This is a genomic window from Actinophytocola sp. (genome assembly GCF_035942955.1).
In the GTDB taxonomy this organism is placed as follows: domain Bacteria; phylum Actinomycetota; class Actinomycetes; order Mycobacteriales; family Pseudonocardiaceae; genus DASYTH01.
Genome location: NZ_DASZCQ010000144.1, coordinates 1 through 26,963, shown reverse-complemented (window position 1 = coordinate 26,963; position 26,963 = coordinate 1). Strand labels below are relative to the sequence as shown.

Sequence of the window (26,963 nt, the reverse complement as noted above, 5' to 3'; positions counted from 1 at the left end):
CACGACTTAGCAGCGTATTCGCCCGGGCAAGAGCCGCGGGTGGGACGTGATCACACACCCAGCCGCTTGAGGATCTCCCCCTCGATCCGGTCGAGCTCGACGGCCACCGCGCGGTGCGCCGCCTTGCGCCGGGCGCTCGGCATCCGCTCGGCCGCCCGGACCGCGGCGGTGAGCTGGCGCAGCCGGGTCCGTGTGGTGGCGGCGAACGCGGCGTCGGAGTCCTTGAGCTCGGCCAGCGAGTCGGCCGCGCCGGCGATCCTGGCGTGCAGCACGCCGCCCCGGCCGGTGTACTTCGCCAGATCGTCGATGCCGACCCCGAGCCGGCGCGCCCGCAGCCGGTCCCACCGGTCCCGCACGGAGCCGGCGGTCCTCGTCAGGTAGGGCGTGAGCACCGGCAGCACGGCCGGACCGACGATCTTCGCCACGGCGATGGCGTTCTTCGCCCTGGCCGGGGTGATTCGCGACGAGCCGGCCGCCGCGCGCTTCCTGAGTGCCATCGCCCCTCCGTGCTCCGTGTGGCCAAGAACCTACTGGGTCGGTCGACGTGCCGCTTTCTGTCGGGGGTGCCCTCTAAGCTGCATACTGTGAACAATCAGGTGCTCCTTGACGCCGGTGTGGTGAGCCGCTGCCGGCGCCGGGTGCACCTCGAGCACGACCCGGCGATGCGCGACGCCGCGCAGGCCCCGCCCGACCCCGCCGGCGAGCAGCGCAAAGCCGACGCCGAGGCGCACCGCCGCTCCATCGCCGACGAGATGGCCGCGCTGCTCGGCGCGGACTGGACGTGGATCCCCAACGGTCCCGAGCTGCGCGGCACGGACCGCGAGTACGCCACCGAGCGGGCCATGGCCGCCGGGGCCAGGTACATCTGGGGCGCGCAGCTGCCGCGGGACGTGGACAACGGCCGGCGCGGCGGCATCCACCTGCTGGTCCGCACGGATTCCGGCTACGTGCCGGTGCTGGTGGTGCGGCACAAGGTCAGCGATCCCGGCTCGGGCGCGCGCACGTCGCCGCTGCACACCCCGACCCCGGCGGCCGGCCGGGTCGACCCCACCCGCAAGGTCCGCCCGCAGCCGCGCGACCAGCTGCGCCTCGCGCACGCCCGCCGGCTGCTGGAGGCCAGCGGCCACGCCGACCCGGAGCACCCGGTCGGCGGGGTGGTCGGGCTGGACGGCGACGTGGTCGTCTGGCACGACCTGGAGGCGCCGACCTGGCCGGGCGGCCGGACCGCGCTGGCCGAGTACGACGCCCGGTTCGCCGACCGCCTCGCGGTGGCCAGCGCGGCGGCGTCCGGGGGCCGGCCGCTCGCCGAGCCGTCCCGGATCGTCGAATGCCGCACCTGCCCGTGGTGGACGACCTGCAAGGCCGACCTGCTGGCCACCAGGGACGTCAGCCTGGTGGTGCGCGGCGAGGAGGGGGCCACCCTGCGGGCCGCCGGTATCCGCACCGTCGACGACCTGGCCGCGCTCGACCCCCGCGCCGGCGATCTGGTGCCGCCGGCCGGCATGCCGCTGTCCGACGCGGTCGGCCTTGCCAAGGCGTGGCTGGCCGATCTGGCCGTGGTGCGCCGCGTCGAGGACGTGCGGGTGCCGCGCGCCGACGTCGAGGTCGACGTCGACATGGAGAGCTTCGGCGACGCCGGCGCCTACCTGTGGGGCGCGCTGCTGAGCGGCGCGGACGTCGGCGAGGCGCCCGGCTACCGCGCGTTCGCCACCTGGGAGCCGCTGCCCACCGACGACGAGGCCCGGTCGTTCGCCGAGTTCTGGCAGTGGCTGACCGTGGTGCGGCTGCGGGCACGGGCGCGCGGGCTGAGCTTCCGGGCGTACTGCTACAACGAGCTGGCCGAGAACCGCTGGCTGCTGTCGTCGGCGCGGCGGTTCGCCGGCAAGCCCGGAATTCCCAGCCAGGAACGGGTGCAGGCGTTCATCGACTCGGACGCCTGGTTCGACCTGTTCGGCAGCGTCCGCGACTATTTCCTGTGCTCCCACGGCAAAGGGCTCAAGACGATCGCCCCGGTGGCCGGCTTCTCCTGGCGCGACGCGGAGGCCAGCGGGGAGAACTCCATGCGCTGGTACCGGGATGCGGTGGGGATGGACGGCTCCGGCCCGGACGACGTCCAGCGCCGGCGCTTGTTGGAGTACAACGAGGACGACGTCCGCGCCACGATGACGCTGCGCCGCTGGATGTCCTCCCCGGCCGTTCGCGAGATTCCCTACGTGGGCGATCTGTAACGTCTTGCCTCGTCGGTTGTGTTGTGGGGATCAGATCCCCTTGTCTATGAAAACGGCGTATGCTTCCCCGCAGTAGGTGTGTGGCCAGAAGGGCTGGTTGCCGTGCGCCGCTTACTTCTCTTGATCCATTGGTCATTTCCAGTTGCCACAGCCGTCTTCGTGGGCATGCTCTTCGACAAAAACGTCCTGATCATAGTGGGCGTCGCCGGCGCGTGCATGGTGCTGCGACCTATTCACACCGGGCCAATCGCTCGGTCAGCGATCATCGCGTTTGCCCTGTCGCCGTGGATGCCAAGCGAGACCAGCTGGTACATCTGGCTGTTCGACACCGTCGTGCGCCCGATTGTTTCAGGGTGGCAGTTCATCGGCTCCTTCCCGACGATCTTTCTTCGGCTGCCCTGCTACGTGGTGTTCGTCATTGTCGTCCTGCTCGCAGTGTTGGTCGCAGAGCAGCTGTTGGCTTGGTTCGTACTGTATCCCGCCTTTGCTCTCATGGAGCTGGAGAGTGTGGTTCGCCAAACGTATCGCGACCGGGCGGCGCAGCTAATATTGGACCGTCTCCGACTGAAAACCAGCCGACCCTCGGCAGGTCCTCGGTTCTCCTTGTATCTTCGCCCCTTCAAAACCGCGAGCCGCCTGGCGTCGAACGCCATAGCAGTGATGACCCCGGAGGGGCCGCAGGGCAATATTCAAACGGACTTCGAAGCCATCCTTGCCGCGTCCTTTCCCGCACACCGGCCACTCATCGCCCTAGGGACTCCCGGAGAGCTCCTGTCCACCCATCCCGAGGGCTATTTCGGCTGGCCGATCGACCACACCTGGGATATCCCGGGAACCGGGAAGATCGCGGCCACCGAGGACGATTGGCGGGACAAGGTGCTGCTGCTGGCGGACCATGCCGAGCAGATCGTGATTGTCCCACTGGACTTTGCCGGAACCAAATGGGAAATCAGAACACTTCATCAGCTCGGCTTGCTGCATAAATGCGTCTTCGTCATGCCTGCCACCATGTACGGCGCCCACGATTATTCCAAGGAATGGGAGGATGTGACCGGCTTCCTGTCATCACTCGGCATCAAGGTGCCCGGATATGATCCGTCCGGACGGCTCTTCGTCGTCAACGACGACAATCAGATGACGGTCTTCTCCGCATACGTAAAAAGTCCGCTACCAAGATCCATCGGCCTGCTCATTCGCCTCCACACCATTCGCCGGCGAAGAGAACGCGGACAAGCGTCCGAGTTGGTGGCTACGTGAAGTCGAGGCGGTTGGCAGGTGATTATCGCGGGGCCATTCGGAGGGCGCCGTCGAGTCTGATGACTTCGCCGTTGAGGTAGTCCTGGTCGATGATGGAGAGGGCGAGTTTGGCGTATTCGGTGGGTTGGCCGAGGCGTTTGGGGAAGGGGACGTTGGCGGCGAGGCTGGCGCGGAACTCCTCCGTGACGCCGGCGAGCATGGGGGTGTCGATGATGCCGGGGGCGATGGTGACGACGCGGATGCCGAACGAGGCGAGGTCGCGGGCGGCGGAGAGGGTGAGGCCGACGACGCCGCCCTTGGACGCGGCGTAGGCGACTTGGCCGATCTGGCCGTCGAAGGCGGCGATGGAGGCCGTGTTGATGATCACGCCGCGTTGGCCGTGGTCGCCGGGTTCGGTTTTGGCGATGGCGGTGGCGGCGAGGCGGATGACGTTGAAGGTGCCGACCAGGTTGACGTCGACGACCTTGCGGAACAACTCGAGATCGTGCGGGCCGGTCTTGCCGACGATGCGGCCGGCCCAGCCGACGCCGGCGCAGTTGACGGCGACGCGGAGGGGGGCGCCGGAGCCGGCCGCGGTGTCCACCGCGGACTGGACCTCGGCGGCGTCGGTCACGTCGGCTGGCAGGTAGGTGATTCCGGCGACGGGCTCGGCCTTTTCGATCGCGGCGGGCAGATCCAGACCGAACACCTGGGCGCCGGCGCCAGCCAGGGCTCGGGCGGTGGCGTTGCCGAGGCCGGACGCGCCGCCGGTGACGATCGCGGCGGTGTCAGTGATCCGCATGGGCTGAGGCTAGCGCGGGTCAGCGGCGTGCCGGTGGGCAGATCTCGTCGAGGGCCAGCAGGTCGTCGGGGGTGGGTTTCCAGTGGGTGGCGGCGGCGTTCGCGGTGACCTGCTCGGGGGTGGTGGCGCCGGCGATCACCGAGCCGACCGCGGGTTGTGCGGCGAGCCAGGCGATGGCGACGGTGGTCATGGTGATCTCGCGTTCGTCGGCGAAGGCGCGGAGCTTCTCGATCCGGTCCCAGGGGGCGTCGGACAGCAGGCGGGCCCGGCCGGCGAGGCGGCTGCCGGGCGGCGGGTCGGCGCCCTCGGCGTACTTGCCGGTGAGCAGGCCGTTGGCCAGCGGGAAGTAGGGCAGCAGGCCGAGGCCGAAGCGCCGGCAGGCCGGGATCAGCTCGCGTTCGGCCTCGCGTTCCAGCAGCGAGTACTGGCCCTGCGCGGCGATCGGGCGGGCGAGGCGGTTGACCCGTGCCTGCCACATCGCGTCGGCGAGCTGCCAGCCGGCCAGGTTGCACAGGCCGGCGTGGCGCACCTTGCCCTCGCGCACCAGATCGTCAAGGCCGGCAAGGGTTTCCTCGACGGGGGTGCCCGGGTCGGGGCGGTGCACCTGGAACAGGTCGATCCAGTCGGTGCCCAGCCGGCGCAGCGACGCCTCGGCGGCCCGCCGGACGTAGCGCCGGGAGCCGCGGGCCCCGAAGTCGGGCCCGTTGGCGCCCTGCATGTCCACGCCGAACTTGGTGGCGATCACGGCTCGGTCCCGGCGGCCGGCCAGCGCCTGGCCGAGCAGCTCCTCGCTGTGGCCCCGCGGCGCGCCGTACACGTCGGCCACGTCGAACAGGGTGACCCCGGCGTCCATGGCGGCCCCGACCAGCGCCCTGGCCCCGGCCAGCGACTCCGCCGCGGTGCCCGGCCGGCCCAGGTTGTTGCCGCCGAGGCCGACCACGCTGACCACGAGACCCGACTCGCCAAGGTGACGCGATTCCACGGCTGCTTGGCCTCCTTTGTGACGCCGGCGCCCCCGTGCGGCACGCTATGCCCATGAACGACACACCTGCGGGGGACACGGGGTCAACCGGTCAGTGGACCGCGAGCGACATCCCGGGTCAGAAGGGTCGTACCTTCATCGTCACCGGCGCCAACAGCGGCATCGGCTACGAGACCACCCGCGCGCTCGCCGCCCACGGCGCCGAGGTGATCATGGCGGTGCGCAACGAGGCCAAGGGCACGGCCGCGCTTGAGAAGATCAGCGCCGAGCATCCGGACGCCGACCTGCGCCTGCGCCACCTGGACCTGGCCGACCTGGACTCCGTGCACCGGTTCGCCGCGGCCGTGCAGAAGGTCGACGTGCTGATCAACAACGCCGGCGTGATGATGCCGCCGCGCACGCTCACCAAGGCGGGCCACGAGCTGCAGTTCGCGGTCAACCACCTCGGCCACTTCGCCCTCACCGCGCTGCTGCTGACCAAGTTGTTGCAGGGCAAGGATCCCCGGGTGGTCACGGTCAGCTCGCGGGCGCACATGCAGGGCCGGATGCACTTCGACGACCTGCACGGCGAGCACGGCTACTCGCGGCGCGGCTACTACGCCCAGTCCAAGCTGGCCAACGTGGTGTTCGGGCTCGACCTGCACCGGCGGCTACGCGCCAACGGGCTGCCCATCCGCAGCGTGCTGGCCCACCCCGGCGTTGTCGCCACGAACCTGCAGACGACCGGGCCCACCGGGCTGAGCAAGCTCGCCGTGCTGCTCGGCAGCCGGATCATGGCGCAGCCGGCCGAGATGGGCGCGCTGCCGGTGCTGTACGCGGCGACGCATCCGGACGTGGAGAGCGGCCAGTTCATCGGCCCGGACGGGCGCAACGAGACCAAGGGCTACCCGACCGTGGTGGAGCCGCTCGACGCCGCGCGCGCCAGGGACGTGGCCAAGCGGCTGTGGGAGCTGTCGGAGGAGCTCACCGGCATCCACCTCGATCTGACGCCCTAGATCAGGATCTTCCCGGCCGCGACCTCGTCGGGATACTCCGGATAGGCCGGGACGTAGCCCCGCTCGCGGCCGGCGAGCACGTAAAGCGGGTCGGTGGTGTGGTAGCCCTCGTCGCGCAGCTTCACCTTGCGGCTCTTGAACGTCGCGGTCTGCTCGACCTCGTCGACCACGCGCAGGAACAGCGGCACGGCGTAGGGCGGCAGCCGGTCGACGAGGTGCCGGGCCAGCGCGGGACCGTCGACCTCGGCGCCGGAGCGGAGCTTGACGGCCGCCATGCCGGCGCGCCCCTCGGTGTCCGGCACGGTGACCCCGTAGACGACCGCCTGCTCGACGTCCGGGTGGCTGGCCAGCACGCCCTCCACCTCGGTGGTGGCCACGTTCTCGCCCTTCCAGCGGAACGTGTCGCCGAGCCGGTCGACGAACGCGATGTGGAACCAGCCCTGGGAGCGCACCAGGTCGCCGGTGTCGAACCAGGTGTCGCCGCGCCGGAACACGTCGCGCACCAGCCTGCGCTCGGACGCGTCCCGGTCGGTGTAGCCGTCGAACGGGGAGTGGTCGGTGACCTTGGTCAGCAGCAGCCCGACCTCGCCGGTGCGCACCCGGCGCACCCGGCCGCGGGCGTCGCGGCGGGGCCGGCCGGTGCCCGGCTCGTAGTCCACGACCGCGAACGGCATCGGGCACAGACCGGCGGTGCCCTCGAGGTTGAAGGCGTTGACGAAGGCCAGGTTTCCCTCGCTGGAGCCGTAGAACTCCATGATCTTCTCGACGCCGAACCGCTCGGTGAACTCCGCCCAGATCTCCGGGCGCAGGCCGTTACCGATGGCCAGGCGGACCGTGTGCGCGCGGTCGGTCGGCCGCGGCGGTTGGTTGAGCAGGTACCGGCACAGCTCGCCGATGTAGCAGAACGCGGTGGCGTCGGCGGCCACGACCTCGTCCCAGAACCGCGACGCGGAGAACGACCGGCCGAGCGCGAGCGTGGCGCCGCCGGCCAGCACCGTGGACAGCGACACGGTCAGCGCGTTGTTGTGGTACAGCGGCAGGCAGCAGTACAGCGTGTCGTGCGGGCCGAGGTGCGCGGCCAGCCGGCCGAGCCCGGCCATCCCCTTGAGCCAGCGGCCGTGCGACATGGCGCTCGCCTTGGGCAGGCCGGTGGTGCCCGACGTGAAGATGTAGAACGCGGTGCTGCCGGCCGTGACGGCGGCGCACCGGGGCGGCTCGGCGGGGTCCGCGGCGCGGGCCAGCGCGTCGAGGTCGGCAAGGTCCAGGACGGCGCCCACCGGCTCGCCCGCGGAGTCGAGCGCCGCCCGGCACTCCGCGCCGACCACGAGGACCCGGCTGCCGAGCACCCGCTGGCTGTGCGCGAGGACCTCCCCGCGCTGGTTGTGGTTGAGCATGCCGGCGATCGCGCCGAGCTTGACCGTCGCCAGCGCGGCCAGCAGTGTCTCCGGGCGGTTGGTGGCCAGGATGCCGACCACGTCGCCGGCCTCGACCCCGCGCCCGGCCAGCACGCTCGCGTACCGGTTGACCCAGGCGTTCGCCTCGCCGTAGGTGTACCGGCGGCCCTCGAAGACCAGGAACGGCCGGTCCGGGTGCCGGGCCGCGCGGGTGGCGAAGACGTGCCCGATCGACTCCCGGGTGGTGGGCCGCAGGGTCAGCAGGTCGAGGGCGCCGCGGGCGATCTGCGGGGTGTGCCGTGCCAGGCCGGGCAGGGCTCGGACCACGTCCGTCAGTCCGATCCGGCGGGCGGTGGCGGGTCCGTCGGCGTTCATGATGCGCTACTTTACTTGCTAGTAGCTTCCGGTACCGACGGCGAACGGAGCGGGCCGTGGCCACGACCCACCTGCACACCTGCACGCTCTGCGAGGCCAACTGCGGCATCGCGGTGACCGTCGAGGGCGGCCGGGTGATCGACATCCGGGGCGACGAGGACGATCCGTTCAGCGCCGGCTACATCTGCCCGAAGGCCACGGCCCTCGCCGACCTGCAGCACGATCCCGACCGGCTGCGCCGGCCGGTGGTGCGCGATGGGGACGGCTGGCGTGAGGTGGGCTGGGACGAGGCGTTCGACCTGGTCGGCCGGCGGCTGCGGGAGATCCGCGCGGCGCACGGGCGCGACGCCGTTGCCGTGTACCAGGGCAATCCGACCGCGCACAACCTCGGCCTGGTCACCTACGGCCAGGTGCTGTTCCGCGGTCTCGGCACGCGCAACCTGTTCTCGGCCACGTCGGTCGATCAGCTCCCGACCATGCTGGCGGCGTACCTGATGCTGGGCAACCAGGTGCTGATGCCGGTGCCGGACCTGGATCGCACCGAGCTGTTCGTGTGCCTGGGCGGCAACCCGGCGGTGTCCAACGGCAGCATCATGACCGCGCCGAACGTGCGGGCCCGGCTCAAGGGGATCCGCGCCCGCGGCGGCCGGGTCGTGGTGCTCGACCCGCGGCGCACCGAGACCGCGGACCTGGCCGACCGGCACCTGTTCCTGCGTCCCGGCACCGACGCGCTGCTGCTGCTGTCGGTGGTCAACGTGCTGTTCGCCGAGAGCCTCGTGCGGTTGGGCCGGCTCGGCCGCTATGTGTCCGGTGTGGACGGTCTGCGATCGGCGGCCGAGCCGTTCGGTCCGGAGCGCACGGCGGCGGCCACCGGGGTGGCGCCCGAGGACGTGCGCTGGCTGGCCCGCATGCTCTCGGGCGCGTTCCGGGCCGTGCTCTACGGCCGGGTGGGCACCTGCACGCAGGAGTTCGGCGGGCTGACGCAGTGGCTGATCCTGGCGATCAACGTGCTGACCGGGCGTCTGGACGAGCCGGGCGGCGCAATGTTCACCACCCCGGCGGTGGACGCCGTGCCGCTGGTCGCGATGTCGAAGTTCCGCGGCAGCTTCGGCCGGTACCGCAGCCGGGTGCGCGGCCTGCCGGAGTTCGGCGGGGAGCTGCCGGTCGTGGCGCTGGCCGAGGAGATCGAGACGCCGGGAGACGGGCAGGTCCGTGCGCTGATCACCGCGGCGGGCAACCCGGTGCTGTCGACACCGAACGGCGCCCGGCTGGAACGCGCGCTGTCCGGTTTGGACTTCATGGTCTCGATCGACCCGTACATCAACGAGACCACCCGGCTCGCGCACGTGATCCTGCCACCCACCCTCCACTTGGAACGGTCGCACTACGAGCTGATCCTGGCCAACTACTCGATCCGCAACGTCGCCAAGTACTCCCCGCCGGTGTTCGAGCGCGGCCCGGATCAGCGGCACGACTGGGAGATCTGCGTCGAGCTCGCGGCCCGGGTGCTCGGTCGCGGCAACCCGGTGCTGCGCGGCGCCGGCGCGGTGGCCGCCGCGCTCGGCCGGCGGCTGCCTCCGGAGTCGCTACTGGACCTGTGGTTGCGCATCGGGCCGTACGGCCTGCGCGCAGGTCCGCGGGGATTGTCCTTGTCCCGCTTGAAGAACCAGCCGCACGGGGTGGACCTCGGCCCGCTGCTGCCGCGGCTGCCCGGCCGGCTCGGTCCGCGCTCCCGGAGAATAAACCTTGCCCCGCGGCAGTTCCTGGACGACCTTCCCCGGCTGCGCGGCCGGCTGCGCGCGGCGCCGGACGGGTTGGTGCTGATCGGCCGGCGGCAGCTGCGCAGCAACAACTCCTGGATGCACAACAGCGAGCGGCTGGTGAAGGGCCGGCCGCGGTGCACGCTGCTGATGCACCCCGAGGACGCGGCCGCCCGCGGCCTCGCCGCCGGCGACGTCGCCGAGCTGTCCTCGGCGTCCGGCACGGTCGAGGTCCCGGTCGAGGTCACCGACTCGATCATGCCGGGCGTGGTGAGCCTGCCGCACGGCTGGGGCCACGGCCGGCCCGGCGTTCGCCTCGCGGTGGCCGCCGCGCATCCCGGGGCGAGCGTCAACGACGTCACCGACGAGCGGTTCGTCGACGCCCTGACCGGAACCGCCGCGTTCTCCGGCGTGCCCGTTCGGGTCAAGGCCATGGTGCCCGCTCAGTAGGCTGCGACCATGGCGGTCTATACCCACGGGCACCACGGCGCGGTGCTGCGCTCGCACCGGTCCCGCACGGCGGAGAACTCCGCGGCCTACCTGCTCGGCCGGCTGCGGCCGGGGCTGGACCTGCTCGACGTCGGCTGCGGACCGGGCACGATCACCGCCGACCTGGCCGCGCGGGTCGCGCCCGGCCGGGTGGTCGCGATCGACGCGGTGGCCGACATCCTGACCAGCGCCCGGCAGGTGGCCGACGAGCGCGGTCTGTCCAATGTGGAGTTCGTGGTCGGCGACGTCGAGGCGCTCGACTTTCCCGACCACGCCTTCGACGTGGTGCACGCCCACCAGGTCCTGCAGCACGTGGCCGATCCCGTTGCCGCGCTTCGGGAAATGCGCCGGGTGTGCAGGCCGGGCGGGGTCGTCGCCGCGCGCGACGTGGACTACGCCGCGATGACCTGGTATCCGGAGAACCCGGTGCTCGACGAGTGGCTCGCGCTCTACCGGCGGACGGCCCGGCACAACGGCGGCGAGCCGGACGCCGGGCGGCGCCTGCTGTCCTGGGCCAGGCGGGCCGGGTTCAGCACGATTGATTGCAGCGCAACGACATGGTGCTTCGCCACGCCCGAGGAGCGGGAGTTCTGGAGCGGCATGTGGGCCGAGCGCATCCTGGCGCCCGGCATCGGCGACGCGGCGGTGGCCGCCGGGTTCGCCACCCAGGAGGACCGCGAGCGGATCTCGGCCGCGTGGCGCGAGTGGGGCGCCAGCGAGGACGGCTGGTTCGCCATCACCCACGGCGAGATCCTCTGCGCGCCCTAGGACTTCTTCCTGCTCTGGGCGGCGAGGTGGTGGATGACCTTGGTGGGGGTGAACCGCACGACCACCCGGGTCTCGGCGGGCCGGACCGTCCACGGCTTGCCGTCGTAGGCCCGGCTCAGCTCGTCGATCAGCTCGACGCCGCCCTCCTCGGAGAGCGTGACCGTGCCGCGCAGCTCGACGTAGACGTACGGATCTTGCGGGTCGTAGGCCAGCAGCGTGATCCGCGGGTCCCGCTCCATGTTGCGGCACTTGCGCCGGCCGCGGATGGTCGAGATCACCACCGTGTCGCCGTCGAGCTTGGCCCACACGACGCTGGACTGCGGCGAGCCGTCCGGGTTGATCGTCGTCATGACCACGAACACCGGAGCCTGCAACAGCGGCCGCACCTCGGGCGGCAAGGTCTCTGCCATGCCGACGATCCTGCCAGCCCGTGTCCGATGGTCGCTCCCGCGAGGCCGTCCCACCCGCCCACCCCACGGCCTCGCGTCCGCTTACGCGTCCGGGCGTAGCCGCGAGTGCCGCTTGCCGCCGGACGCGCGCGGAACCGGCGCTGCCGTAGCGTCCGTGGCGTGCTCGGAGGCTCCTGGCTCGGTCGCGCCCACCTCGCGCTCGGTATGGGCGTCTTCGTGGTGTTCGTGACCGCCATGGTGGCCCGGCGCGAGGACGTGGCGCTGGACGCGCCGCAGTACGCATGGCTGGCCGCGCCGGCGTTGGTGTTGCTGGCGCGCAACCGGTACCCGCTGACCGTGTTCCTGGCCGTCTCGGCACTGGTGTGGAGCTACTACGCGACCGGGCACCCCGGCGGCCCGGCCGCGGTCTACGCGATCTTCGCCCTGTTCAGCCTGACCATGCGACGCGGTCCGCTCGTCGCCGGTGTGGCCGGGGCCGCGGTACTGACCGGCTGGGTGGTCGCCGGCCTGGTCCTCCAGGGCGGGCTGGACGGCCGGGCGGGCTTCGTGGTCGCCTGGTCCGGCATGGCGGTCGCGGCCGGCGCGGCGCTGACCGCCCGGCGCAACACCATGGCCGCCCGCCGGGAGCGGGCCGAGGAGCGGACCATGCGGCTGGCCGAGGAGGAGCGGCTGCGCATCGCCCGCGAGGTGCACGACGTGGTCGCGCATAGCCTGGCGATGATCAACGTGCAGGCCGGGGTCGGCGCGCACGTCGCCGACCGGCGGCCGGAACAGGCCAAGGCGGCGCTGCTGGCGATCAAGGAGGCCAGCCATACCGCGCTGGCCGACCTGCGCGCCACGCTGGCCGTGCTGCGCTCCGGGCAGGGCCGGGCCCCGGCGCCGAGCCTGCGGCGGCTGGCCGAGCTGACCGAGCCCACGGCCGCCGCGGGCCTGCGGGTCGACGTCGACGGCAACCCCGGCGAGCTGCCCGCGCCGGTCGACTCGGCCGCGTACCGGATCGTCCAGGAGTCGCTGACCAACGCCGTGCGGCACGCCAAGGACGCCAGCCGGATCCGCGTGCGGTTCGCCAGGACGGCCGGCAGCATCGAGGTCGTGGTGTCCGACGACGGCTCCGGCTCGGTCGACCCCGATCCCGGCTCCGGCTCCGGCAACGGGCTGCGCGGCATGCGCGAGCGGGCCGCGGCGCTGGGCGGCACGCTCACCGCCGGGGCGCGACCCGAGGGAGGCTTCGAGGTGCGAGCGGTGCTTCCGGTGGTGGAATCGTGATCCGCGTGGTGCTGGCCGACGATCAGGCGCTGGTGCGGGCCGGGTTCCGGGTGCTGCTGGACACCGAGGACGGCTTCGAGGTGTGCGGCGAGGCGGCCGACGGCGCCGAGGCGGTCCGGCTGGCCCGCGAGCGGCGCCCGGACGTGGTGGTGATGGACATCCGCATGCCCGTGCTCGACGGGCTGGCCGCGACCAGGCAGATCACCGGGGATCCCGAGCTGGCCGGCGTGAAGGTGCTGGTGCTGACCACGTTCGACATCGACGAGTACGTGTTCGAGGCGCTGCGGTCGGGCGCGAGCGGGTTCCTGCTCAAGGACACCGAGCCGGTGGAGCTGCTGCGGGCGCTGCGCGTGGTCGCGTCCGGCGAGGCGCTGCTCGCACCCACCGTGACCCGCCGGCTGATCGCCGAGTTCATCGCCCGCCCCGAGCAGCGCCGGCTGGACACCAGCGTGCTGCGCGAGCTGACCGACCGCGAGCGCGAGGTGCTGGCCCTGGTGGCCGGCGGGCTGTCCAACGACGAGATCGCCGCGCACCTGGTGATCAGCCCGGCCACCGCGCGCACGCACGTCAGCCGGATCCTGACCAAGCTCGGCGCCCGGGACCGGGCCCAGCTGGTCGTGCTGGCCTACGAGTCCGGCCTGGTGAGCCCCCATCCCCGCTAGGAGCTCATTTCTCGGGCTTGCTCGGGCGGTCGTGCAGCGCAAACACCAGGCGAACCAGGAACACCACGGCAACGACCGCGACGGCCACGATCTGCATCCACATGCTCGCCTCCCTCGTCGTGTAGTAGTGGTTCGGTGCGACGCCCTCGATGGTCTGCCCGCTGCCGGCCGGGCGCACGCGCAACACGCCGGTCCGGGCGAGTGAACCGGTCGGATATCGTCCATTACCGTGACGGTCACTGGGTCAGGGGGGCCGCCCACTCGGTCACTGCCCGCGGTGCACGAGTCCTGGCTGCCCCGGGAGCACTCGCTCTACCGGCCCCGGCACGGCACGCAACGGCTCGCCCTGGTCTGCGCGCTGGTGTTCTTCTTCCTCCCCGGCATCTCGGTGATCCTGTTCGGGCCGTCCAACGCGAACGAGAACCGGCGCCCCAACGAGTTTCCCAGCCCGGCCGACGGCTGGGCGTTCTTCACCCAGCTCGGGCCGTGGGCCAACGACCACCTGGCGTACAAGTCCGGCGCGGTCGCCCTCTCCGACTGGATCAGCCGGCACGTCTTCGGCGAGCCGCCCCGGTTCGACCGCAACGTGCAGGTGCCGGCGCCGGGCCCGATCGCCCCGCCGCCACCGCCGCCGACCAAGACGCCCGACCCGGGTGAGGCCCCCGACCGGCGGCCGACCGGCGGGTTCCCCCAGGTGATCGAGGGCAGGGACGGCTGGCTGTATCTCGGGTTCGACACCCAGGGCAAGTGCCAGCCGTCGCAGTCCATGGACGAGATCGTCGCCAACCTCAAGCGGCTGCGGCAGGCGGTCGAAGGGTCCGGCCGGACGTTCGTGCTCGCGGTGGCCCCGGACAAGTCCACGATGGTGCCCGAGTACCTGCCGAGCCGGTACGGCGGCAAGGAATGCGCGGCCAAGGTCGGCGCGCAGTTCTGGGGGCGGCTCACCACCGAGGTCGGCCTGCTCGACCTGCGGGCGCCGCTGCGCGACGAGTCGATCCGGTTGGGCCGGCCGGTCTACTTCCAGCAGGACACGCACTGGATGTTCGACGGCGGGCTGACCATGACCAGGGCCCTCGCCGACCGTGTCCAGCCGGGCCGCACCTCGAGCTGGCGGGTGCTGCCCGGCTCGACCTGGCAGGGAAACGCCGACCTGCCGACGTTGATCGGCACCTCCGGGCAGAACTCCGCGATGCGCTACCGGCTGGCCCCGGACGGCCGGGACGACCGGACGAACTGGATCAACAGCGACTTCCGGACCCCGCTGATCTACCAGTCGGCGCCGGTCGACGGCATGGTGACCAAGCGGGTGGCGATGATCGCCGACTCGTACACCCAGTTCGCCACCGGGTTCCTCGCCGCGACCTTCGCCGACATCTCGATCACGCACGTGGAGCGGCTGAACACCGACGCGCAGGGCATGGCCAACCGGATGGCCGACGCCGACACCGTGGTCGTCGAGGTGGTCGAGCGCCACCTCGCCGCGGGGGTCAGCCCGATCACCAACCCGGCCTACCTGGATACCATCAGCGCCACCCTCGCCGCTCGCCCGATCAGGTGAGCGGAGCTTGCGGAGCGAACCATCAAACACTGCCCTGCCACCGAGGAACGAGGTGGCAGGGTCACCGTCACCGAGCTTGCGAGGTGACGGATTGAGCCGTTCCTACAGGAGCCATCCGATGTCCCCCTGGCTGGCCGCCGTGGCCGGGCCCGCCCGGAGCACCGCCGGCGGCATGTCGGTGTCCGGCTGGGTGGCCGGTCCCGGCCCCCGCCCGGCCCTGTCGGCCACGCTCGGCGGCCGGCCGGCCGAGGTGCGGATCGACGAGCCCTACCCGGACACGGTGCCGGGGCTGCCGCCGGACTGGCCGGTCTGGGGCTGGACGGTGTCCGGCGCCCGTGCCGGCGAGCAGGTGACCGTCGAACTGTCCACACGGGATGGTCGGCTGCTTGCCCGCCGGGACGTGCGGCCGGACGGCGCGCCGGTGCCGGCGGCACGGGGCGGGGTGGACAACCCGGTCCCGGACGCCGTGGTCGCCGGCGACTTGGTGGCCGTGACCGGCTGGCTGCTGCTCGACGACGAGCTGCCCGGCCGGGTCGAGGTGGCGATCGGCGGGGGCCGGCCGGTCGACGCCCGGCTGATGATCCCGCGACCGGACCTGGCCGCGTCCGTGCCCGACGTCCCGGACGCCGTGATGGCGGGGTTCGAGGCGCGGCTGCCGGTCGAGCTGTCACCGGGTGAGTCCCGGCGGGTCACGGTCCGGGTCCGCGGCTGGAGCCGGGACGGGCGGGTGTGGATCGCGCCGCCGCGGGAGTGCACCGTGCGGCTGCGGGCGGCCGACCCGGAGGAGCTGGCCACCGGTCGCCGGGCCATCGGCGTGACCCGCAGCCTCCTTGCCGTCACGCCGCCCGCGCCGGATCCCCGGCACGTGCTGGTCCTGGCGCACAGCCTGCGGATCGGCGGCGGCGAGCTGTGGCTGGCCGAGCTGCTCGGCCGGCTCGTCCGCGATCACGGCCTGCGGATCACCGTGGTGGCGCAGACCGACGGAGCGCTGCGCCCCGAGCTCGAGGCGCTCGGGATCACCGTGCGGCTGACCGGCTACCGGCGAATCCAGGACGCGGCCCCGTACGAAAGCCACGTGACCGAGCTGAGCCTGCTGATGCGGGCCAGCGGGGCCGGCTGCGTCCTGGTCAACACGCTCGGCCTGTTCCCGGGGGTGGATGCCGCGCTGCGGGCCGGACTCCCCGTCGCGTGGGCGATCCACGAGAGCTTCGCGCTTGCCGACTTCGCCTACCTCAACTGGGGTCCGGACGGCCTGGCGCCGGTGGTGCGGCAGCGCTGGCGGCACTGCCTTGCCGCCGCGTCGGCCCTGGTGTTCGTCGCCGACGCCACCCGGGAGATGTTCCTGCCGCACGCCCCCGCGCGGCGCTGCCTGACCGTCCGGTACGGCATCGATCCCGGCGTGCTGCCGGCCGCGGAACCCGTTGCCGTGCAACGGAACCGGCTCGGGATCCCGGCCGACGCCACGGTGCTGCTCACGGTCGGGGTGACCGAGCCGCGCAAGGGGCACGGCCCGCTGCTCGCCGCGTTCGACCGGGCGCGCCGCCGGCACGCGGACGCCCATCTGGTGATCGTCGGCGTTTACGACTGCCCGTACGGCGACGCGCTGCGCGACTTCGTGGCCCGGCGCGGGCTCGCCGGCCGGGTGCGCCTGCTGCCGATCGTGCGGGATCCGTTGCCCTGGTTCAGGATCGCCGACCTGTTCGTCAACTGCTCGGACATCGAGTCGCTGCCGCGGACCATCCTGGAGGCGATGGCGCTGCGGGTGCCGGTCCTCGCCACCGACGTGTTCGGCGCCCGCGAGCTGATCACCGACGGCGAGTCCGGCTGGCTGATGCGGCCCAACGATCTCACCGCGCTGACCGCCGGCCTGCTGCGCGCCCTCGACACCCCGGCCGCCGAGCGCGCCCGGCTGGCCGACCGGGCGCACGCGCACGTCGAGCCGTTCCTCGACTCGGCCGGCTACGGCGCGGAGCTCGCCAAGATCCTCGGCAACCTCGCCGGGACCGTGGAAGGACGGAATGGATGACCGGGCAGGATCTCGACGCGCTCCGCCGGGACCGCGACCAGGCGCGGGCGGAGCTGGACAGGGTCCGCGCGGAGCGCGACCAGCTGCTGGCGGATCGGACTTCCGTGCCCGGTCCGGACAGCGACGCCCACGCCGAGCTGGCCGTGCTGCGCGCTCGGGTGGCCGAGCTGTCCGTGCGGGCCGAGCACCTGCGGCGCGAGCTGGACGCGCACCGGGCCACGATCAGCTGGCGGATCACCGCCCCGCTGCGCGCCGTCCGCCGGCTGCGCTGACTACTTGGCCTCGAAGACCCGCAGCATCGCCTCGGTGTGGTTGCGGTAGCTGCCGCTCAGCGATTCTTCCTTCGTGAACGGATTCTGGATCGTGGTCACCCGGATCAGGTTCTTGCCGGACACGTACAGGCCCCGGTAGATCGACTGTCCTGGGGGGAAGGCCTTCTCGAACACCACCGACGGAGGCATGTTCGGCAGCGGCTCCGGGACGTGGATGAACCCGACCGTCTCCTGGTACGCGCGCAGATCCTTGAGCAGCTGCTCGGCGGCCGCCGCGCTGTTCAACGGGATCACCATGGCGGACAAGGCATCCGGCGTCGGGCCGTCCTCCGGAGCCTTGCGCACGGCCGACTTCCACGGCACCTTCGTCACGCCCGCCTTGTTGAGCAGCTCGATCTCCGGGGGATCCAGCAGCTTCAGCTCGGCCAGCTGGGCCAGGTCGAGCACCTTGGCCTGCTGCTGCTGGCTGGCCGGCGGCTTCGGCATCTGCTCGAGCAGCGCCTGCAACGGGTCGGCCGGCCGGGTGGTGGTGGTCGTCGACTTGGTCGTGGTCTTCGGCTGGCTGGTGGTCGGGCCGGGCGGCGGGGGATTCGCGCCGCTGTCGTCCTTGTTGAGCACGAGGAAGTACAGGCCGGCGCCGATGCCGCCGAGCACGAGCACGACGAGCAGGATGAGCAGCGTCCTCCTGCCGGCCGAGGAGGACCGCTCCTCGAACACCTCGGGCCCCTGCCGCACCCAGTCCGGGCTGCCGGACGGGGCCAGCGGCGGGAAGACCGACCCGGCCCACGGCGCGCCCAGGTCGTCCTCGGGCTGGCCCCAACCCTGCGGCGGCGGCGGGAAACCGGGTGCGGGGGTGTACGGGCCCTGGCCGGGCGCCGGCCGCGGCGGCTGGCCGCCGGCGAAGGCCTGCGGCGGCACGCCCGGCACCACCTGGGTCCGGTCGGCATCGCCCGGCCGGGCGGTCTGCCAGCCGCCGACCGCCTGGGTGCGGTCCGCGTCGCCCTGGGCCGGACCCTGGCCGGGCACGATCTGCGTCTTGTCGGCGTCGCCCTGCTCTCCGGTGCCGGTGTCCCCCTGGACCGGCGCCGGCACGGGCGGCCCTGGTGGCACCGGCGGCCCCGGGGGCACCGGCTGGACCGGGGTGAACTGCGTGGCCTCGGAGGAGCCCGGCCGGCTGTCCGTGCCGGACGACACCGCGGAGGAAAGCACCTGGTCCCGGCGGATCCGGTAGTCGTCCGCGGAGATCTGCCCAGCGGCGAGCTCTTCGTCGAGCTTGCGGAGTTCCTCCTGCCAGGACACCCCTGGCCCCCTTTCGCCACACGCGTCGGCCGTGCCCCGAACCCGGACATTGTGCACGCCGGGTGGCGGTGACCGGTGGCCGGTGGGTCGAATCGTTTCCGAATCAACCCCGGCACGCTCGTACAGTGGACGTCATGGTGCTGTTCGGACGCCAGAAGACCCAGATGATCGACCAGGCCGAGGCCCTCCCCGGCCGCCCGCATTCGCTACCGGTGCCCACCCACCACGCGGTGTTCCCCGACCGCCGCATCCTCCCGCCGTTCCCCGAGGGCTATGGCAGGGCCGTGTTCGGGATGGGCTGCTTCTGGGGCGCCGAGCGCCTGTTCTGGCAGACGCCCGGCGTCTGGGTCACCGCCGTGGGCTACGCCGGCGGCTACACGCCCAACCCGACCTACGAGGAGGTCTGCACCGGCCGCACCGGCCACGCCGAGGTCGTCCTCGTCGTCCACGACCCCGCGGTGATCTCCTACCCCGCGCTGCTCAAGGTCTTCTGGGAGGGCCACGACCCCACCCAGGGCATGCGCCAGGGCAACGACGTCGGCACCCAGTACCGCTCCACCATCTACCTCACCGACCCCGCCCAGCGCCCGGAAGCCGAGGCCAGCCTCGCCGCCTACCAGTCCGCCCTCACCCGCGGCGGCCACGGCACGATCACCACCGAGATCGCCGACCTGTCCGACTTCTACTACGCCGAGGACTACCACCAGCAGTACCTCCACAAGGTCCCCAACGGCTACTGCGGCCTCGGCGGCACCGGCGTCTCCTGCCCCGTCGGCCTGACGACCAATGAGGCGTAGCAGACCTCACCTGCCGTGGTGATAGCGGCAGGCCGCGATCCGGATCTCGTCGCCCGCAAGTGTGTGGACAAGTCGGTGCTCGTCGGTGATGCGACGCGACCGGTAGCCCTGGAACCCGTGCTTGAACGCCTCGGGTTTGCCGATCCCCTCGTTGCCATTGCGGGCGGTGTCCGCGATGAGTGCGTTGATGCGGTTGAGGATCTTCCGATCCTCGGTCCGCCACCAGATGTGGTCGTTGTACGTACAGATCGGCTGCCGGGGCAGGGCCGCGGTTGGGTAGACTGCAGCGAGCACCGTGCGGACGTAGCGCAGTTGGTAGCGCATCACCTTGCCAAGGTGAGGGTCGCGGGTTCGAGTCCCGTCGTCCGCTCCACGTACCGAGCCCGGGGCCGTCGTGTGGATCGGGTTAGACCGCATGCAGTCCCCTAGGGGTGGGCCGGACGGCCTAATACTTTCGTCGGCTTCCCATTAACGTTCTTCACGTTTGCCGACTGTGGGCAATCGTCCTGTGGCATGTTGTTCGCCAGTCAAGTGGTCGCCGGGAGGAGGTATCTAGCCGGATGACCGCGATTGACCGGTCTGTCCCTGGTGCCGATTCCACTGGTGCGGCACCTGCTGGCCGGGCGGGCACTTCCGATGCGGCGGAAGAGGATCGGGCGCTGCTGGAACGCCTGCGGGCCGGCGAGGACTCGGCGTTCGGGGAGCTGTTCGCCAGGCATTCGACCGCGGTGCGGCGGCTGGCGTTCGGCCTCGTCAGCGATCGGGCCGAGGCGGAGGACCTGGCAGCGGAGGCCTTCTTCCGGGTGCTGCAGGCGATCCGCCGGGGCGCGGGACCCGTTGACAACGTGCGGGGCTATCTGCTCATCGTCGCCCGGCGGGTGGCCTGGGAGTGGCGGACCCGGCGGCGCGACGTCCCGGTGTCCGACGAGGAGCTCACCCATCGCGCCGGGTCGAACCCGGACACGGCCGGGCAGTCCACCGAGCGCAACCTGATCACCAGGGCGTTCGCCAGCCTGCCCGAGCGCTGGCGAAGCGTGCTGTGGAAGGTCGAGGTCGAGGGCGAGCGCCCGGCGGTGGTGGCCACCAACTTCGGGTTGTCCGCCAACGCCACGGCCGCGCTGGCCCGGCGGGCCCGCCAGGGGCTGCGCGCGGCGTACCTGCAGGCGCACCTGACCGCCGACCGCAGCTCCACCGGCTGCCGGCAGGCGCTGGAGAAGCTGGGCGCGTACACCGCCGGCTGCATCAAGGGATCCGAGCGCCGGCGGATCCGCGCGCACCTGGCCGGCTGCCCGTCCTGCACCGCGATGCACGCCGAGCTGCGCGACGTGTGCTCCGGTCTGCGCGTGCACGCCGGGATGCTCGCCGTCCCGGTCGCGGCGGTGGCCGGCTGGCAGGCGGCCGCGACCGGGTTCCTCGGGACGGTCAAGGGGGTGCTGGCCAGCGCCAAGGTGCAGGTGGCGATGGCCGCCTCGTCGGCGACGGTGATCGGCGTGCTCGGCGTGGTGGCCGGGCCGTGGGGGTCGGGCGGTGACGGGGCCGCGCTTGACGATCTCGACGGCCGGCGCGGTGTCGAGTTGTTGATCACCGAGTCCACCGCGGCCACGCCGTCTGTGCCCGAGTCCATCGCGCTGACCACGGGTTCGCTGAGCACCGCGGCCGTCGTCCCGACCACGTCGCGGCGCGCACCGGCGACCCGGCCGGGCGGCAACGCGCAGGCCGCCGACGCCGGTACGGCGCGCGGCGTGGGATACGACGAGAACGCGCCGGTCGTCTACCGGCAGACCTCCGTCGAGCGGTACACCGAGCAGCGCGACGGCTACATGGTGACCGTCGAGACCACCTCGGTCACCGAGGTCAACTCGGCGGAGCAGACCAGGACGTACATGCAGACCAGGAAGTACACGACGCCCAACGGCACCACGAGCGGCGACGCCAAGACGCTCGAGGCGCCGGCGGAATCGTCGGAGTCCTCGGCGCCGCCGACGTCCGAGACGACCACTCGGACCAAGCCGCCGGGGCCGAGCGGACCCTGACGGCTGGTCCATATCACGCCGGCCGGCGGATCATGATCGGCGGCGGTCGCTTTCCGTGCCCGTGCGATGCGAGAATTCGAACATGGTGCGGGTGGTTCGCGGCCGGGACGAGCGAGTCTGGACGTTGCAGGCCGAGATGGAATGGCGGAGTCCGACCAAGGCCGACGACTTCGAGCACGACGTCAGCTCCGGCCACGGTCCCGGCTTCGTCATGCTGGCCTTCGTGGTGGTGCTGACCCTGGTCCTGGTCGTCTGGAGCGCCTCGGCCGACATCAGCCCGCCACTGTGGCTCATCCTGCTGATCCTGCTCGTCGTGCTGTTCTTTCCGATCCGCTGGGCGCTGCGCCGGCCGTACACGATCATCGCGGCCACCGGGGACGACGGGGAGGGCAAGCCGACCGAGCAGTGGGAAGGCGTGGTGCGCGGCATGTTCAAGGTGCGCCAGCAGATGGCCCAGATCGCCCGCGCGATCGAGGACGAGTCGATGCCCGGCATCGAGGGCCCGCTGAAGCCGGTCGGCTGAGCCGTTGGCTGCCGCGGCCGAGCTCGTCCCCGCGATCATCGCCAACGCCCGGGATCGCGGCTCGCTGTCCGACGAGCTGCACTTCGCGGCGACCGACCCGGCCGAGCGCTACCACCTCGATCACGGCCGGGCCAACGTGCTGCGTGCGCTGGACATCGCCCCGTCCGACACCGTCCTGGAGATCGGCGCCGAGTACGGCGCCCTCACCCGCTACCTCGGCGAGCGAGCCGCGCGGGTGCACGCCGTCGAGCCGGATCCGGCCGCCGCCGAGGTCGCCGCGACCCGCACCGCCGACCTCGACGGGGTTCGGGTGGGCCGTGAGCTGCCCGCCGGCGATCATGATCTGGCCGTCGTGGCGCACCGGTACGCCACGCCGGGCCTGCTGCGCGCGCTGCGCTCCGCGGGAGCGGTGGCGGTCCGCGTCGACGACCGCACCGGCCGCCGGGAGGTGGAGGCCGCTCTCGCGGCGGCCGGCTGGCCCGCGCCCACGGTGCTTGCCTGCGCGCCGGACCACCGGATCACGCGGGCGGTGCTGTCCGAGGAGCTGATCGAAAGCTGGCCCCGGCTGGCCGCCGCGCTCGATCCGGCCGGCCGCCATGGCCACCTGCTGCTCGCCGGCGACGTTCGGTGGCCGGCGACCCGGTTGGCCTGCTATTTCAACACCGCCGACCGGGCCGCGGTCTTCTGCACCCGGGCCGACGTGGTCCGGACCGCGACCGGGGCACAGGTCCGGCACGCGCCGCTGCGGCCCGACCCGGCGCCGGCCGGCGGGATCTGCGTGCGGTCGTTCACCGACCCGGTGCACGACGCCCCGACCATGCTCGCGGTGCTGCTCGAACAGCCGTGGCGGGTGACCGAGCTGCTCGCCGGCTGGCGCGAGCTGGTCCGGGCCGAGGCCGCGCACCCGGGACTGTGGGATCTGGTGCCGCACAACGTGCTCGTCGACGGCCCGGCGCTGCGCCCGATCGATCTGGAGTGGACACACGCGCACGCCGGGGTGCGCGAGGTGACCGAGCGCGGGTTGCTGGTGCTCGCCCATCACCTCACCGAGGCCGGCTGGGCCGGCGCCGCGCCCGGCGGCACCATGCGGGAGCTGGCCGGCTGGCTCGGCGTGCTGCTCGGCCTTGATCCGTCCTATGTGGACGCCGCGGTGGACCGGGAGGTGCGGTTCGGCGTGCTCGGCTCGTGCGGCGGCGAGCGCGGCACCACCGAGATCCGGGCCCGGGTCCGCGCGGTGTGGGAGCGGCGCCTCGAGCAACGGGCGACCGGGTACCGTTCGCTGGGCATCGGCCATGCCGAGCGGAACTGGGACGAGGTACGACACACATGACGACCGTGCGCACCGCCGGGGTGCTGGCGCCGACCCGGCCGGTGAGCCACCTGTTCGAGCTGCGCGGATGGGTCACCGGGGTCGGCGGGTTGGACGAGATCGCCGTGCGGATCGCCGGCGAGGAGGCGAACCTGACGGCCGAGCCGTGCCCCGGCGCGCCACCCGGCGCCGTCGGCTTCCGCGCGCTGCCGGCCACCTGGGCGCCGTCCGGCGTGCACCGGATGGTCGTCGAGGGACCGGACGGCGAGGTGCTGACCGGGTGCGCGCTGACCGTCGGCACGCTGCCCGGCGAGCCGCCGCTGTGGCTGGGGGAGCTGGAGGCGCCCACGGCCGAGCGGGCGTCGATCGGGCACGTGGTGCTGGTCTGCGGCTGGGCCCTGCTGGACAGCCGGGCGCCGAGCCTGGTCGAGGTGCACGTCGAGGGCGGCGGCACGGTCCGGGCCCGCACCCGGCTGCCGCGCAAGGACGTGCCGAAGGAGTTCCCCGCCTTCGCCGACGCCGCGATCAGCGGGTTCGAGGCCAGGGTGCCGATCGACCTGCCGCCGGGTGAGGAGCGCACGCTGTCGCTGTGGGTCCGCTACCGCACCGAGGGCGTCGGCGAGCACGTCTCGCCCAAGCGCACGTTCGTGCTGCGCCACCCGCCGGCCGACCCGGAGGACGCCGAGCTGGCCGAGGAGCTGGCCGAGGACACCGCACGGGCGCTGGCGCGGGTCGAGGTCCGCACCGACCCGCGGCACGTGCTGGTGCTCACGCACAGCCTTGGCGTCGGCGGCGGCCAGCTGTGGCTGCAGGAGCTGCTCGGCCGCCTGGTCACCGAGCACGGCTGGCGGGCGAGCCTGGTCAGCGAGACCGACGGCCCGCTGCGCGCGGACTGCGCCGAGCTCGGCATCCCGGTGCACGTCACCACGCACTACCGCCACTCGTCGGTGCCGGCCTACGAGGGGCACGTCGGCGAGCTGGCCCGGTTCGCCAAGTGCTCCGGCGCGGGCGTCGCGCTGGTGAACACGCTCGGCGGGTTCGTCGCCGCGGACGCCGCCAAGCGGGCCGGGCTGCCGACCGCCTGGGTGATCCACGAGAGCTTCACGCTGCCCGACTTCGCGCACCAGAATTGGGGTCCGGAGATCCCGCCGGCCGCGGTCTGGTCGCGCTGGCACAGCACGCTGGCCGAGGTCGACCTGCTGCTGTTCGTGGCCGACGCGACCAGGGAGATGTTCCTGCCGTACAGCAAGCCCGAGCGCTGCCGCACGGTCCGCTACGGCACCCCGATGTGGAAGTTCGGCGGCCGCACCCGGCCGGAGATCCGCCGCCAGGTGCGCAACCTCATGGGCTTCTCGCCGGACGACGTGGTGCTGGTCAACATCGGCGTCGCCGAGTCCCGCAAGGGCCAGGGCCCGCTGATCAGCGCGATGGAGCGGATCCACCGGGCCCACCCGGAAGCCAGGCTGGACATCGTCGGCCTACATCCCTCGCCGTATGGCCTGGCACTGGAGCAGACCGTCCGCCGGGCCGGCCTGCAGGACGTGATCCGGCTGATCCCCATCCAGCGCGACCCCACGCCCTGGCTGCAGGCCGCGGACCTGTTCGTGAACAGCTCGGACATCGAGTCGCTGCCCCGGTCGATCCTGGAGGCGGTGTGCTGCGGCGTCCCGGTCGCGGCCACCGACGTCTTCGGCGCCCGCGAGATGATCACCGATGGGGAGACCGGCTGGCTGTTCGAGACCAACGACGTCGACGCGCTCGCCGCGGCCCTGCTGCGCGCCCTTGAGACCCCGCCGGCCCGGCGCCGGGAGATGGCACGGGCCGCGCACGCCGCGCTGTCCGGCTGGCTGGACCCGGCCGGTTACGCTCGCGAGTACGCCCAGATCCTGACCGACCTCGCCGACCACGGGGGATCACGTTGACAGCGTCTTCATCCGATATCTCACCCATCGGGTCGGGGGACATCACCGATCAGCTCCCCGGCCGGGTGCAGGCCGAGCTGACCAGGCTGCGCGCCGAGCGCGAGGTGTTCACCGCCGAGCAGGACCGGCTCAAGGCCCGGCTGGCCGCCACCGAGCAGGAGCTGGCCGACGTGGTCGCGGCCACCGAGCGGCTGGCCGGCAAGGACGAGCGGATCGCCGAGCTCACCGGGCGGGTCACCGAGCTGACCGAGCGGGTGTCGGCCGTCTCGGCCGAGCTGGCGACGATGTCGGCTCGGGCGGCCGCCCTGGAGTCCGATGTGGACATCCTGCGGCGGGAGCGCGACGCGCTGCGCGCCGAGCTGGCGTCCACCCGGCAGGAGCGCGACTCGGTGCGGCTGCGGCTGCTGGACGCCGAGCTGGCGCTGGCCGCCGGCGAGTCCGATGAGGACTCCCCGGTCGCCGAGTCCACTGTGGACGCCGAGCGGGTGCTCGCCGCCGAGCGCAGGGCCGGCGAGTTGGCGCGGGAGCTGGAGGCGACCCGGCAGACGCTCAGCTGGCGGGTGACCCGGCCGCTGCGCGCGGTACGCAGGAAGATCCCCCGCACGTGAGCGGAGCCTGCGGAGCGAACGATCAAGCACTGCCCTGCCACCGAGGAACGAGGCGGCAGGGTCGCCGGCACCGAGCTTGCGAGGTGACGGATCCGAGCGGAGCCTGCGGAGCGAACGATCAAGCACTGCCCTGCCACCGAGGAACGAGGTGGCAGGGTCGCCGGCACCGAGCTTGCGAGGTGACGGAGTGACCGATCTGTGCTTCGTCTCCGCCGACGGCGGCTCCGCGTTCATGGCCGAGCTGCTCGAGGTGGTCGCCGACGCGGTGCGCTCGGCCGGCGGCACGGCAAGAACGCTCGTCGGGCGGATCCCGCCGCCGGGGCCGGACACCGTGTACGTCGTGGTCCCGCACGAGTACTTCGTGGTCACCCCGGACGACGGCTTCCCGGACGCCGAGCTGTGCGCCCGCACGATCGGGTTCTGCGTCGAGCATCCCGGCACGGCCACGTTCGAGCGCAACGCCTCGCTGGTCGGCGCGCTGGGCGCGGCGGTGGACATCAACCCCGACTCGACTGCCGAGCTGCGCCGCCGGGGCATCGCGGTCGAGCACTTCCAGCTCGGCTACAGCCCGCTGTGGGACATGTGGGGCGGCGACCCGGCCGGCCCGCGCGACGTCGACGTGACCTACCTCGGCACCGCCGAGCGCCGCCGCTCGGTGCTGCTCGGCTCCTACGCCCGCGAGCTGGAGCACCTGCGGACCCGGCTGTTCACCCCGCCGCACGAGATGATGTCCGCCGCGCGGGTGGACTTCCTGCCCGGCGCCGCCAAGCTGGCCCACCTGGCCCGGTCCCGGGTCCTGATCAACCTGCACCGCGAGCGGAAGCAGGCCCTGGAATGGGTACGCACCCTCGAGGCCATGTGCAACGGCTGCGTGGTCGTCAGCGAGCCGTCCACCGACCTCGGGCCGCTGATCCCCGGCGAGCATCTGGTGATCGCCCGGCCGGAGTCGCTCGGCTCGGTGGCCGCGGCCCTGTGCGCCGACCCCGACCGCGAGCGGGCCCTGCGCGCGGCCGCCTACGACCTCGTCCGGTCGTTGGACCTGCCCGGCTCGGCCAAGCTGCTGATCGAGCTGGCCGGCTCGCTGCTCGACGGCCGCACCGCCGCCCCCGCGCCGGACGCCTACACCCTGGCCCGGGCCTCCGCCGCGGCCGTGCGCTCCCCGGAGAACGCGCTGGCCGTCGACACGCCGTCGTGGGACGTCCGGTTCGCCGGCGACCGCTCGCTGACCGCCCCGCGCACCGCCCGCGGC

At 72.7% G+C, this 26,963-nt stretch carries 25 protein-coding genes and 1 tRNA gene; 18 read left to right on the top strand and 8 right to left on the bottom strand.

The features are described 5' to 3' along the window. Nucleotides 1-50: 50 nt before the first annotated feature. The gene (locus VGX25_RS14575) at nucleotides 51-497 is read right to left on the bottom strand and encodes a DUF6474 family protein (RefSeq protein WP_326918309.1); all 447 of its coding nucleotides are present in this window, start codon (nucleotides 495-497) and stop codon (nucleotides 51-53) included. Between the two features lie 87 nt (nucleotides 498-584). On the opposite strand from VGX25_RS14575, the gene VGX25_RS14570 reads away from it, so the two are divergent. Together VGX25_RS14570 and VGX25_RS14565 are read left to right on the top strand one after the other, a co-directional pair. Next, entirely contained in the window at nucleotides 585-2,228 is a 1,644-nt protein-coding gene (locus VGX25_RS14570) for a TM0106 family RecB-like putative nuclease (RefSeq protein WP_326918308.1), read from the top strand. A gap of 159 nt (nucleotides 2,229-2,387) precedes the next feature. After that, on the top strand, nucleotides 2,388-3,485 hold the full coding sequence (locus tag VGX25_RS14565) for a hypothetical protein (protein ID WP_326918307.1): 1,098 nt from the start codon (nucleotides 2,388-2,390) through the stop codon (nucleotides 3,483-3,485). 22 nt (nucleotides 3,486-3,507) lie between these two features. Here the strand turns inward: VGX25_RS14565 and VGX25_RS14560 are convergent, their stop codons facing one another. Together VGX25_RS14560 and VGX25_RS14555 are read right to left on the bottom strand one after the other, a co-directional pair. Then, nucleotides 3,508-4,266 carry an SDR family NAD(P)-dependent oxidoreductase gene (locus tag VGX25_RS14560; RefSeq protein ID WP_326918306.1) on the bottom strand — a complete coding sequence of 253 codons (759 nt, stop codon included), beginning with the start codon at nucleotides 4,264-4,266 and terminating at the stop codon, nucleotides 3,508-3,510. A 19-nt stretch (nucleotides 4,267-4,285) separates the two neighbouring features. Continuing rightward, a complete protein-coding gene (locus VGX25_RS14555; protein WP_326918305.1) occupies nucleotides 4,286-5,248 on the bottom strand; it encodes an aldo/keto reductase in 963 nt (320 codons plus the stop codon). Nucleotides 5,249-5,301: 53 nt separating this feature from the next. On the opposite strand from VGX25_RS14555, the gene VGX25_RS14550 reads away from it, so the two are divergent. After that, nucleotides 5,302-6,243, top strand: a complete 942-nt coding sequence (locus VGX25_RS14550; RefSeq protein WP_326918304.1) for an oxidoreductase — start codon at nucleotides 5,302-5,304, stop codon at nucleotides 6,241-6,243. Here the strand turns inward: VGX25_RS14550 and VGX25_RS14545 are convergent. Beyond that, on the bottom strand, nucleotides 6,240-8,012 hold the full coding sequence (locus VGX25_RS14545) for a long-chain-acyl-CoA synthetase (protein WP_326918303.1): 1,773 nt from the start codon (nucleotides 8,010-8,012) through the stop codon (nucleotides 6,240-6,242). The two genes, VGX25_RS14550 and VGX25_RS14545, sit on opposite strands and share 4 nt — an antisense overlap. A gap of 56 nt (nucleotides 8,013-8,068) precedes the next feature. Here VGX25_RS14545 and VGX25_RS14540 point away from each other — a divergent pair, with 56 nt between their 5' ends. Both VGX25_RS14540 and VGX25_RS14535 read left to right on the top strand, forming a co-directional pair. Next, nucleotides 8,069-10,222, top strand: a complete 2,154-nt coding sequence (locus VGX25_RS14540; protein ID WP_326918302.1) for a molybdopterin oxidoreductase family protein — start codon at nucleotides 8,069-8,071, stop codon at nucleotides 10,220-10,222. Nucleotides 10,223-10,231: 9 nt separating this feature from the next. Continuing rightward, nucleotides 10,232-11,029, top strand: a complete 798-nt coding sequence (locus tag VGX25_RS14535) for a methyltransferase domain-containing protein (RefSeq protein WP_326918301.1) — start codon at nucleotides 10,232-10,234, stop codon at nucleotides 11,027-11,029. On the opposite strand, the gene VGX25_RS14530 is transcribed toward VGX25_RS14535, so the two are convergent. After that, on the bottom strand, nucleotides 11,026-11,439 hold the full coding sequence (locus VGX25_RS14530) for a PPOX class F420-dependent oxidoreductase (RefSeq protein ID WP_326918300.1): 414 nt from the start codon (nucleotides 11,437-11,439) through the stop codon (nucleotides 11,026-11,028). The two genes, VGX25_RS14535 and VGX25_RS14530, sit on opposite strands and share 4 nt — an antisense overlap. Before the next feature lie 234 nt (nucleotides 11,440-11,673). On the opposite strand from VGX25_RS14530, the gene VGX25_RS14525 reads away from it, so the two are divergent. Both VGX25_RS14525 and VGX25_RS14520 read left to right on the top strand, forming a co-directional pair. Next, on the top strand, nucleotides 11,674-12,705 hold the full coding sequence (locus tag VGX25_RS14525) for a sensor histidine kinase (RefSeq protein WP_326918311.1): 1,032 nt from the start codon (nucleotides 11,674-11,676) through the stop codon (nucleotides 12,703-12,705). Continuing rightward, nucleotides 12,702-13,367, top strand: coding sequence for a response regulator transcription factor (locus VGX25_RS14520; protein ID WP_326918299.1), 666 nt, complete (start codon nucleotides 12,702-12,704; stop codon nucleotides 13,365-13,367). Before VGX25_RS14525 ends, VGX25_RS14520 begins: the two co-directional genes overlap by 4 nt. 4 nt (nucleotides 13,368-13,371) lie before the next feature. On the opposite strand, the gene VGX25_RS14515 is transcribed toward VGX25_RS14520, so the two are convergent. Further along, the gene (locus VGX25_RS14515; protein WP_326918298.1) at nucleotides 13,372-13,554 is read right to left on the bottom strand and encodes a hypothetical protein; all 183 of its coding nucleotides are present in this window, start codon (nucleotides 13,552-13,554) and stop codon (nucleotides 13,372-13,374) included. Between the two features lie 90 nt (nucleotides 13,555-13,644). Between VGX25_RS14515 and VGX25_RS14510 the strand changes: the two genes are divergently transcribed. From VGX25_RS14510 to VGX25_RS14500, 3 genes are all read left to right on the top strand, one after another. Then, complete coding sequence (locus VGX25_RS14510) at nucleotides 13,645-14,925, top strand: alginate O-acetyltransferase AlgX-related protein (RefSeq protein ID WP_326918297.1); 1,281 nt, start codon at nucleotides 13,645-13,647, stop codon at nucleotides 14,923-14,925. A 118-nt stretch (nucleotides 14,926-15,043) separates the two neighbouring features. Continuing rightward, the gene (locus tag VGX25_RS14505; protein ID WP_326918296.1) at nucleotides 15,044-16,951 is read left to right on the top strand and encodes a glycosyltransferase family 4 protein; all 1,908 of its coding nucleotides are present in this window, start codon (nucleotides 15,044-15,046) and stop codon (nucleotides 16,949-16,951) included. Further along, nucleotides 16,948-17,223, top strand: coding sequence for a hypothetical protein (locus VGX25_RS14500; RefSeq protein ID WP_326918295.1), 276 nt, complete (start codon nucleotides 16,948-16,950; stop codon nucleotides 17,221-17,223). The genes VGX25_RS14505 and VGX25_RS14500 overlap by 4 nt, the downstream gene beginning before the upstream one ends. On the opposite strand, the gene VGX25_RS14495 is transcribed toward VGX25_RS14500, so the two are convergent. Further along, nucleotides 17,224-18,522: a flagellar basal body-associated protein FliL gene (locus tag VGX25_RS14495; RefSeq protein WP_326918294.1), complete on the bottom strand. Its 1,299-nt coding sequence runs from the start codon at nucleotides 18,520-18,522 to the stop codon at nucleotides 17,224-17,226. Nucleotides 18,523-18,656: 134 nt separating this feature from the next. Between VGX25_RS14495 and msrA the strand changes: the two genes are divergently transcribed. Further along, a complete protein-coding gene (gene msrA, locus VGX25_RS14490) occupies nucleotides 18,657-19,319 on the top strand; it encodes a peptide-methionine (S)-S-oxide reductase MsrA (RefSeq protein WP_326918293.1) in 663 nt (220 codons plus the stop codon). 6 nt (nucleotides 19,320-19,325) lie between these two features. On the opposite strand, the gene VGX25_RS14485 is transcribed toward msrA, so the two are convergent. Beyond that, the gene (locus VGX25_RS14485; RefSeq protein WP_422652978.1) at nucleotides 19,326-19,646 is read right to left on the bottom strand and encodes a Txe/YoeB family addiction module toxin; all 321 of its coding nucleotides are present in this window, start codon (nucleotides 19,644-19,646) and stop codon (nucleotides 19,326-19,328) included. Here VGX25_RS14485 and VGX25_RS14480 point away from each other — a divergent pair. The 7 genes from VGX25_RS14480 to VGX25_RS14450 all read left to right on the top strand — a co-directional run. Then, a tRNA-Gly gene (locus VGX25_RS14480) sits at nucleotides 19,617-19,692 on the top strand. The two genes, VGX25_RS14485 and VGX25_RS14480, sit on opposite strands and share 30 nt — an antisense overlap. A gap of 187 nt (nucleotides 19,693-19,879) precedes the next feature. Further along, complete coding sequence (locus VGX25_RS14475) at nucleotides 19,880-21,352, top strand: sigma-70 family RNA polymerase sigma factor (protein WP_326918292.1); 1,473 nt, start codon at nucleotides 19,880-19,882, stop codon at nucleotides 21,350-21,352. Between the two features lie 82 nt (nucleotides 21,353-21,434). After that, nucleotides 21,435-21,875 (top strand): DUF983 domain-containing protein, encoded by a 441-nt coding sequence (locus tag VGX25_RS14470; protein WP_326918291.1) that lies wholly within the window; start codon nucleotides 21,435-21,437, stop codon nucleotides 21,873-21,875. 4 nt (nucleotides 21,876-21,879) lie between these two features. Continuing rightward, nucleotides 21,880-23,205 carry an rRNA adenine N-6-methyltransferase family protein gene (locus tag VGX25_RS14465; protein ID WP_326918290.1) on the top strand — a complete coding sequence of 442 codons (1,326 nt, stop codon included), beginning with the start codon at nucleotides 21,880-21,882 and terminating at the stop codon, nucleotides 23,203-23,205. Next, entirely contained in the window at nucleotides 23,202-25,106 is a 1,905-nt protein-coding gene (locus VGX25_RS14460; protein ID WP_326918289.1) for a glycosyltransferase, read from the top strand. Before VGX25_RS14465 ends, VGX25_RS14460 begins: the two co-directional genes overlap by 4 nt. After that, a complete protein-coding gene (locus VGX25_RS14455) occupies nucleotides 25,103-25,714 on the top strand; it encodes a hypothetical protein (RefSeq protein WP_326918288.1) in 612 nt (203 codons plus the stop codon). The genes VGX25_RS14460 and VGX25_RS14455 overlap by 4 nt, the downstream gene beginning before the upstream one ends. 187 nt (nucleotides 25,715-25,901) lie before the next feature. After that, nucleotides 25,902-26,963 (top strand): glycosyltransferase (locus tag VGX25_RS14450; protein WP_326918287.1); only part of this gene is annotated, 1,062 nt, incomplete at its 3' end.

What these genes read in the sequence shown, in the direction of transcription:
- VGX25_RS14575 (WP_326918309.1), bottom strand. Translation starts at nt 497, where the DNA reads ATGGCACTCAGGAAGCGCGCGGCGGCCGGCTCGTCGCGAATCACCCCG.
- VGX25_RS14560 (WP_326918306.1), bottom strand. Translation starts at nt 4,266, where the DNA reads ATGCGGATCACTGACACCGCCGCGATCGTCACCGGCGGCGCGTCCGGC.
- VGX25_RS14550 (WP_326918304.1), top strand. Translation starts at nt 5,302, where the DNA reads ATGAACGACACACCTGCGGGGGACACGGGGTCAACCGGTCAGTGGACC.
- VGX25_RS14545 (WP_326918303.1), bottom strand. Translation starts at nt 8,012, where the DNA reads ATGAACGCCGACGGACCCGCCACCGCCCGCCGGATCGGACTGACGGAC.
- VGX25_RS14535 (WP_326918301.1), top strand. Translation starts at nt 10,232, where the DNA reads ATGGCGGTCTATACCCACGGGCACCACGGCGCGGTGCTGCGCTCGCAC.
- VGX25_RS14530 (WP_326918300.1), bottom strand. Translation starts at nt 11,439, where the DNA reads ATGGCAGAGACCTTGCCGCCCGAGGTGCGGCCGCTGTTGCAGGCTCCG.
- VGX25_RS14525 (WP_326918311.1), top strand. Translation starts at nt 11,674, where the DNA reads ATGGTGGCCCGGCGCGAGGACGTGGCGCTGGACGCGCCGCAGTACGCA.
- VGX25_RS14505 (WP_326918296.1), top strand. Translation starts at nt 15,044, where the DNA reads ATGTCCCCCTGGCTGGCCGCCGTGGCCGGGCCCGCCCGGAGCACCGCC.
- VGX25_RS14500 (WP_326918295.1), top strand. Translation starts at nt 16,948, where the DNA reads ATGACCGGGCAGGATCTCGACGCGCTCCGCCGGGACCGCGACCAGGCG.
- msrA (WP_326918293.1), top strand. Translation starts at nt 18,657, where the DNA reads ATGGTGCTGTTCGGACGCCAGAAGACCCAGATGATCGACCAGGCCGAG.
- VGX25_RS14475 (WP_326918292.1), top strand. Translation starts at nt 19,880, where the DNA reads ATGACCGCGATTGACCGGTCTGTCCCTGGTGCCGATTCCACTGGTGCG.
- VGX25_RS14470 (WP_326918291.1), top strand. Translation starts at nt 21,435, where the DNA reads ATGGTGCGGGTGGTTCGCGGCCGGGACGAGCGAGTCTGGACGTTGCAG.
- VGX25_RS14460 (WP_326918289.1), top strand. Translation starts at nt 23,202, where the DNA reads ATGACGACCGTGCGCACCGCCGGGGTGCTGGCGCCGACCCGGCCGGTG.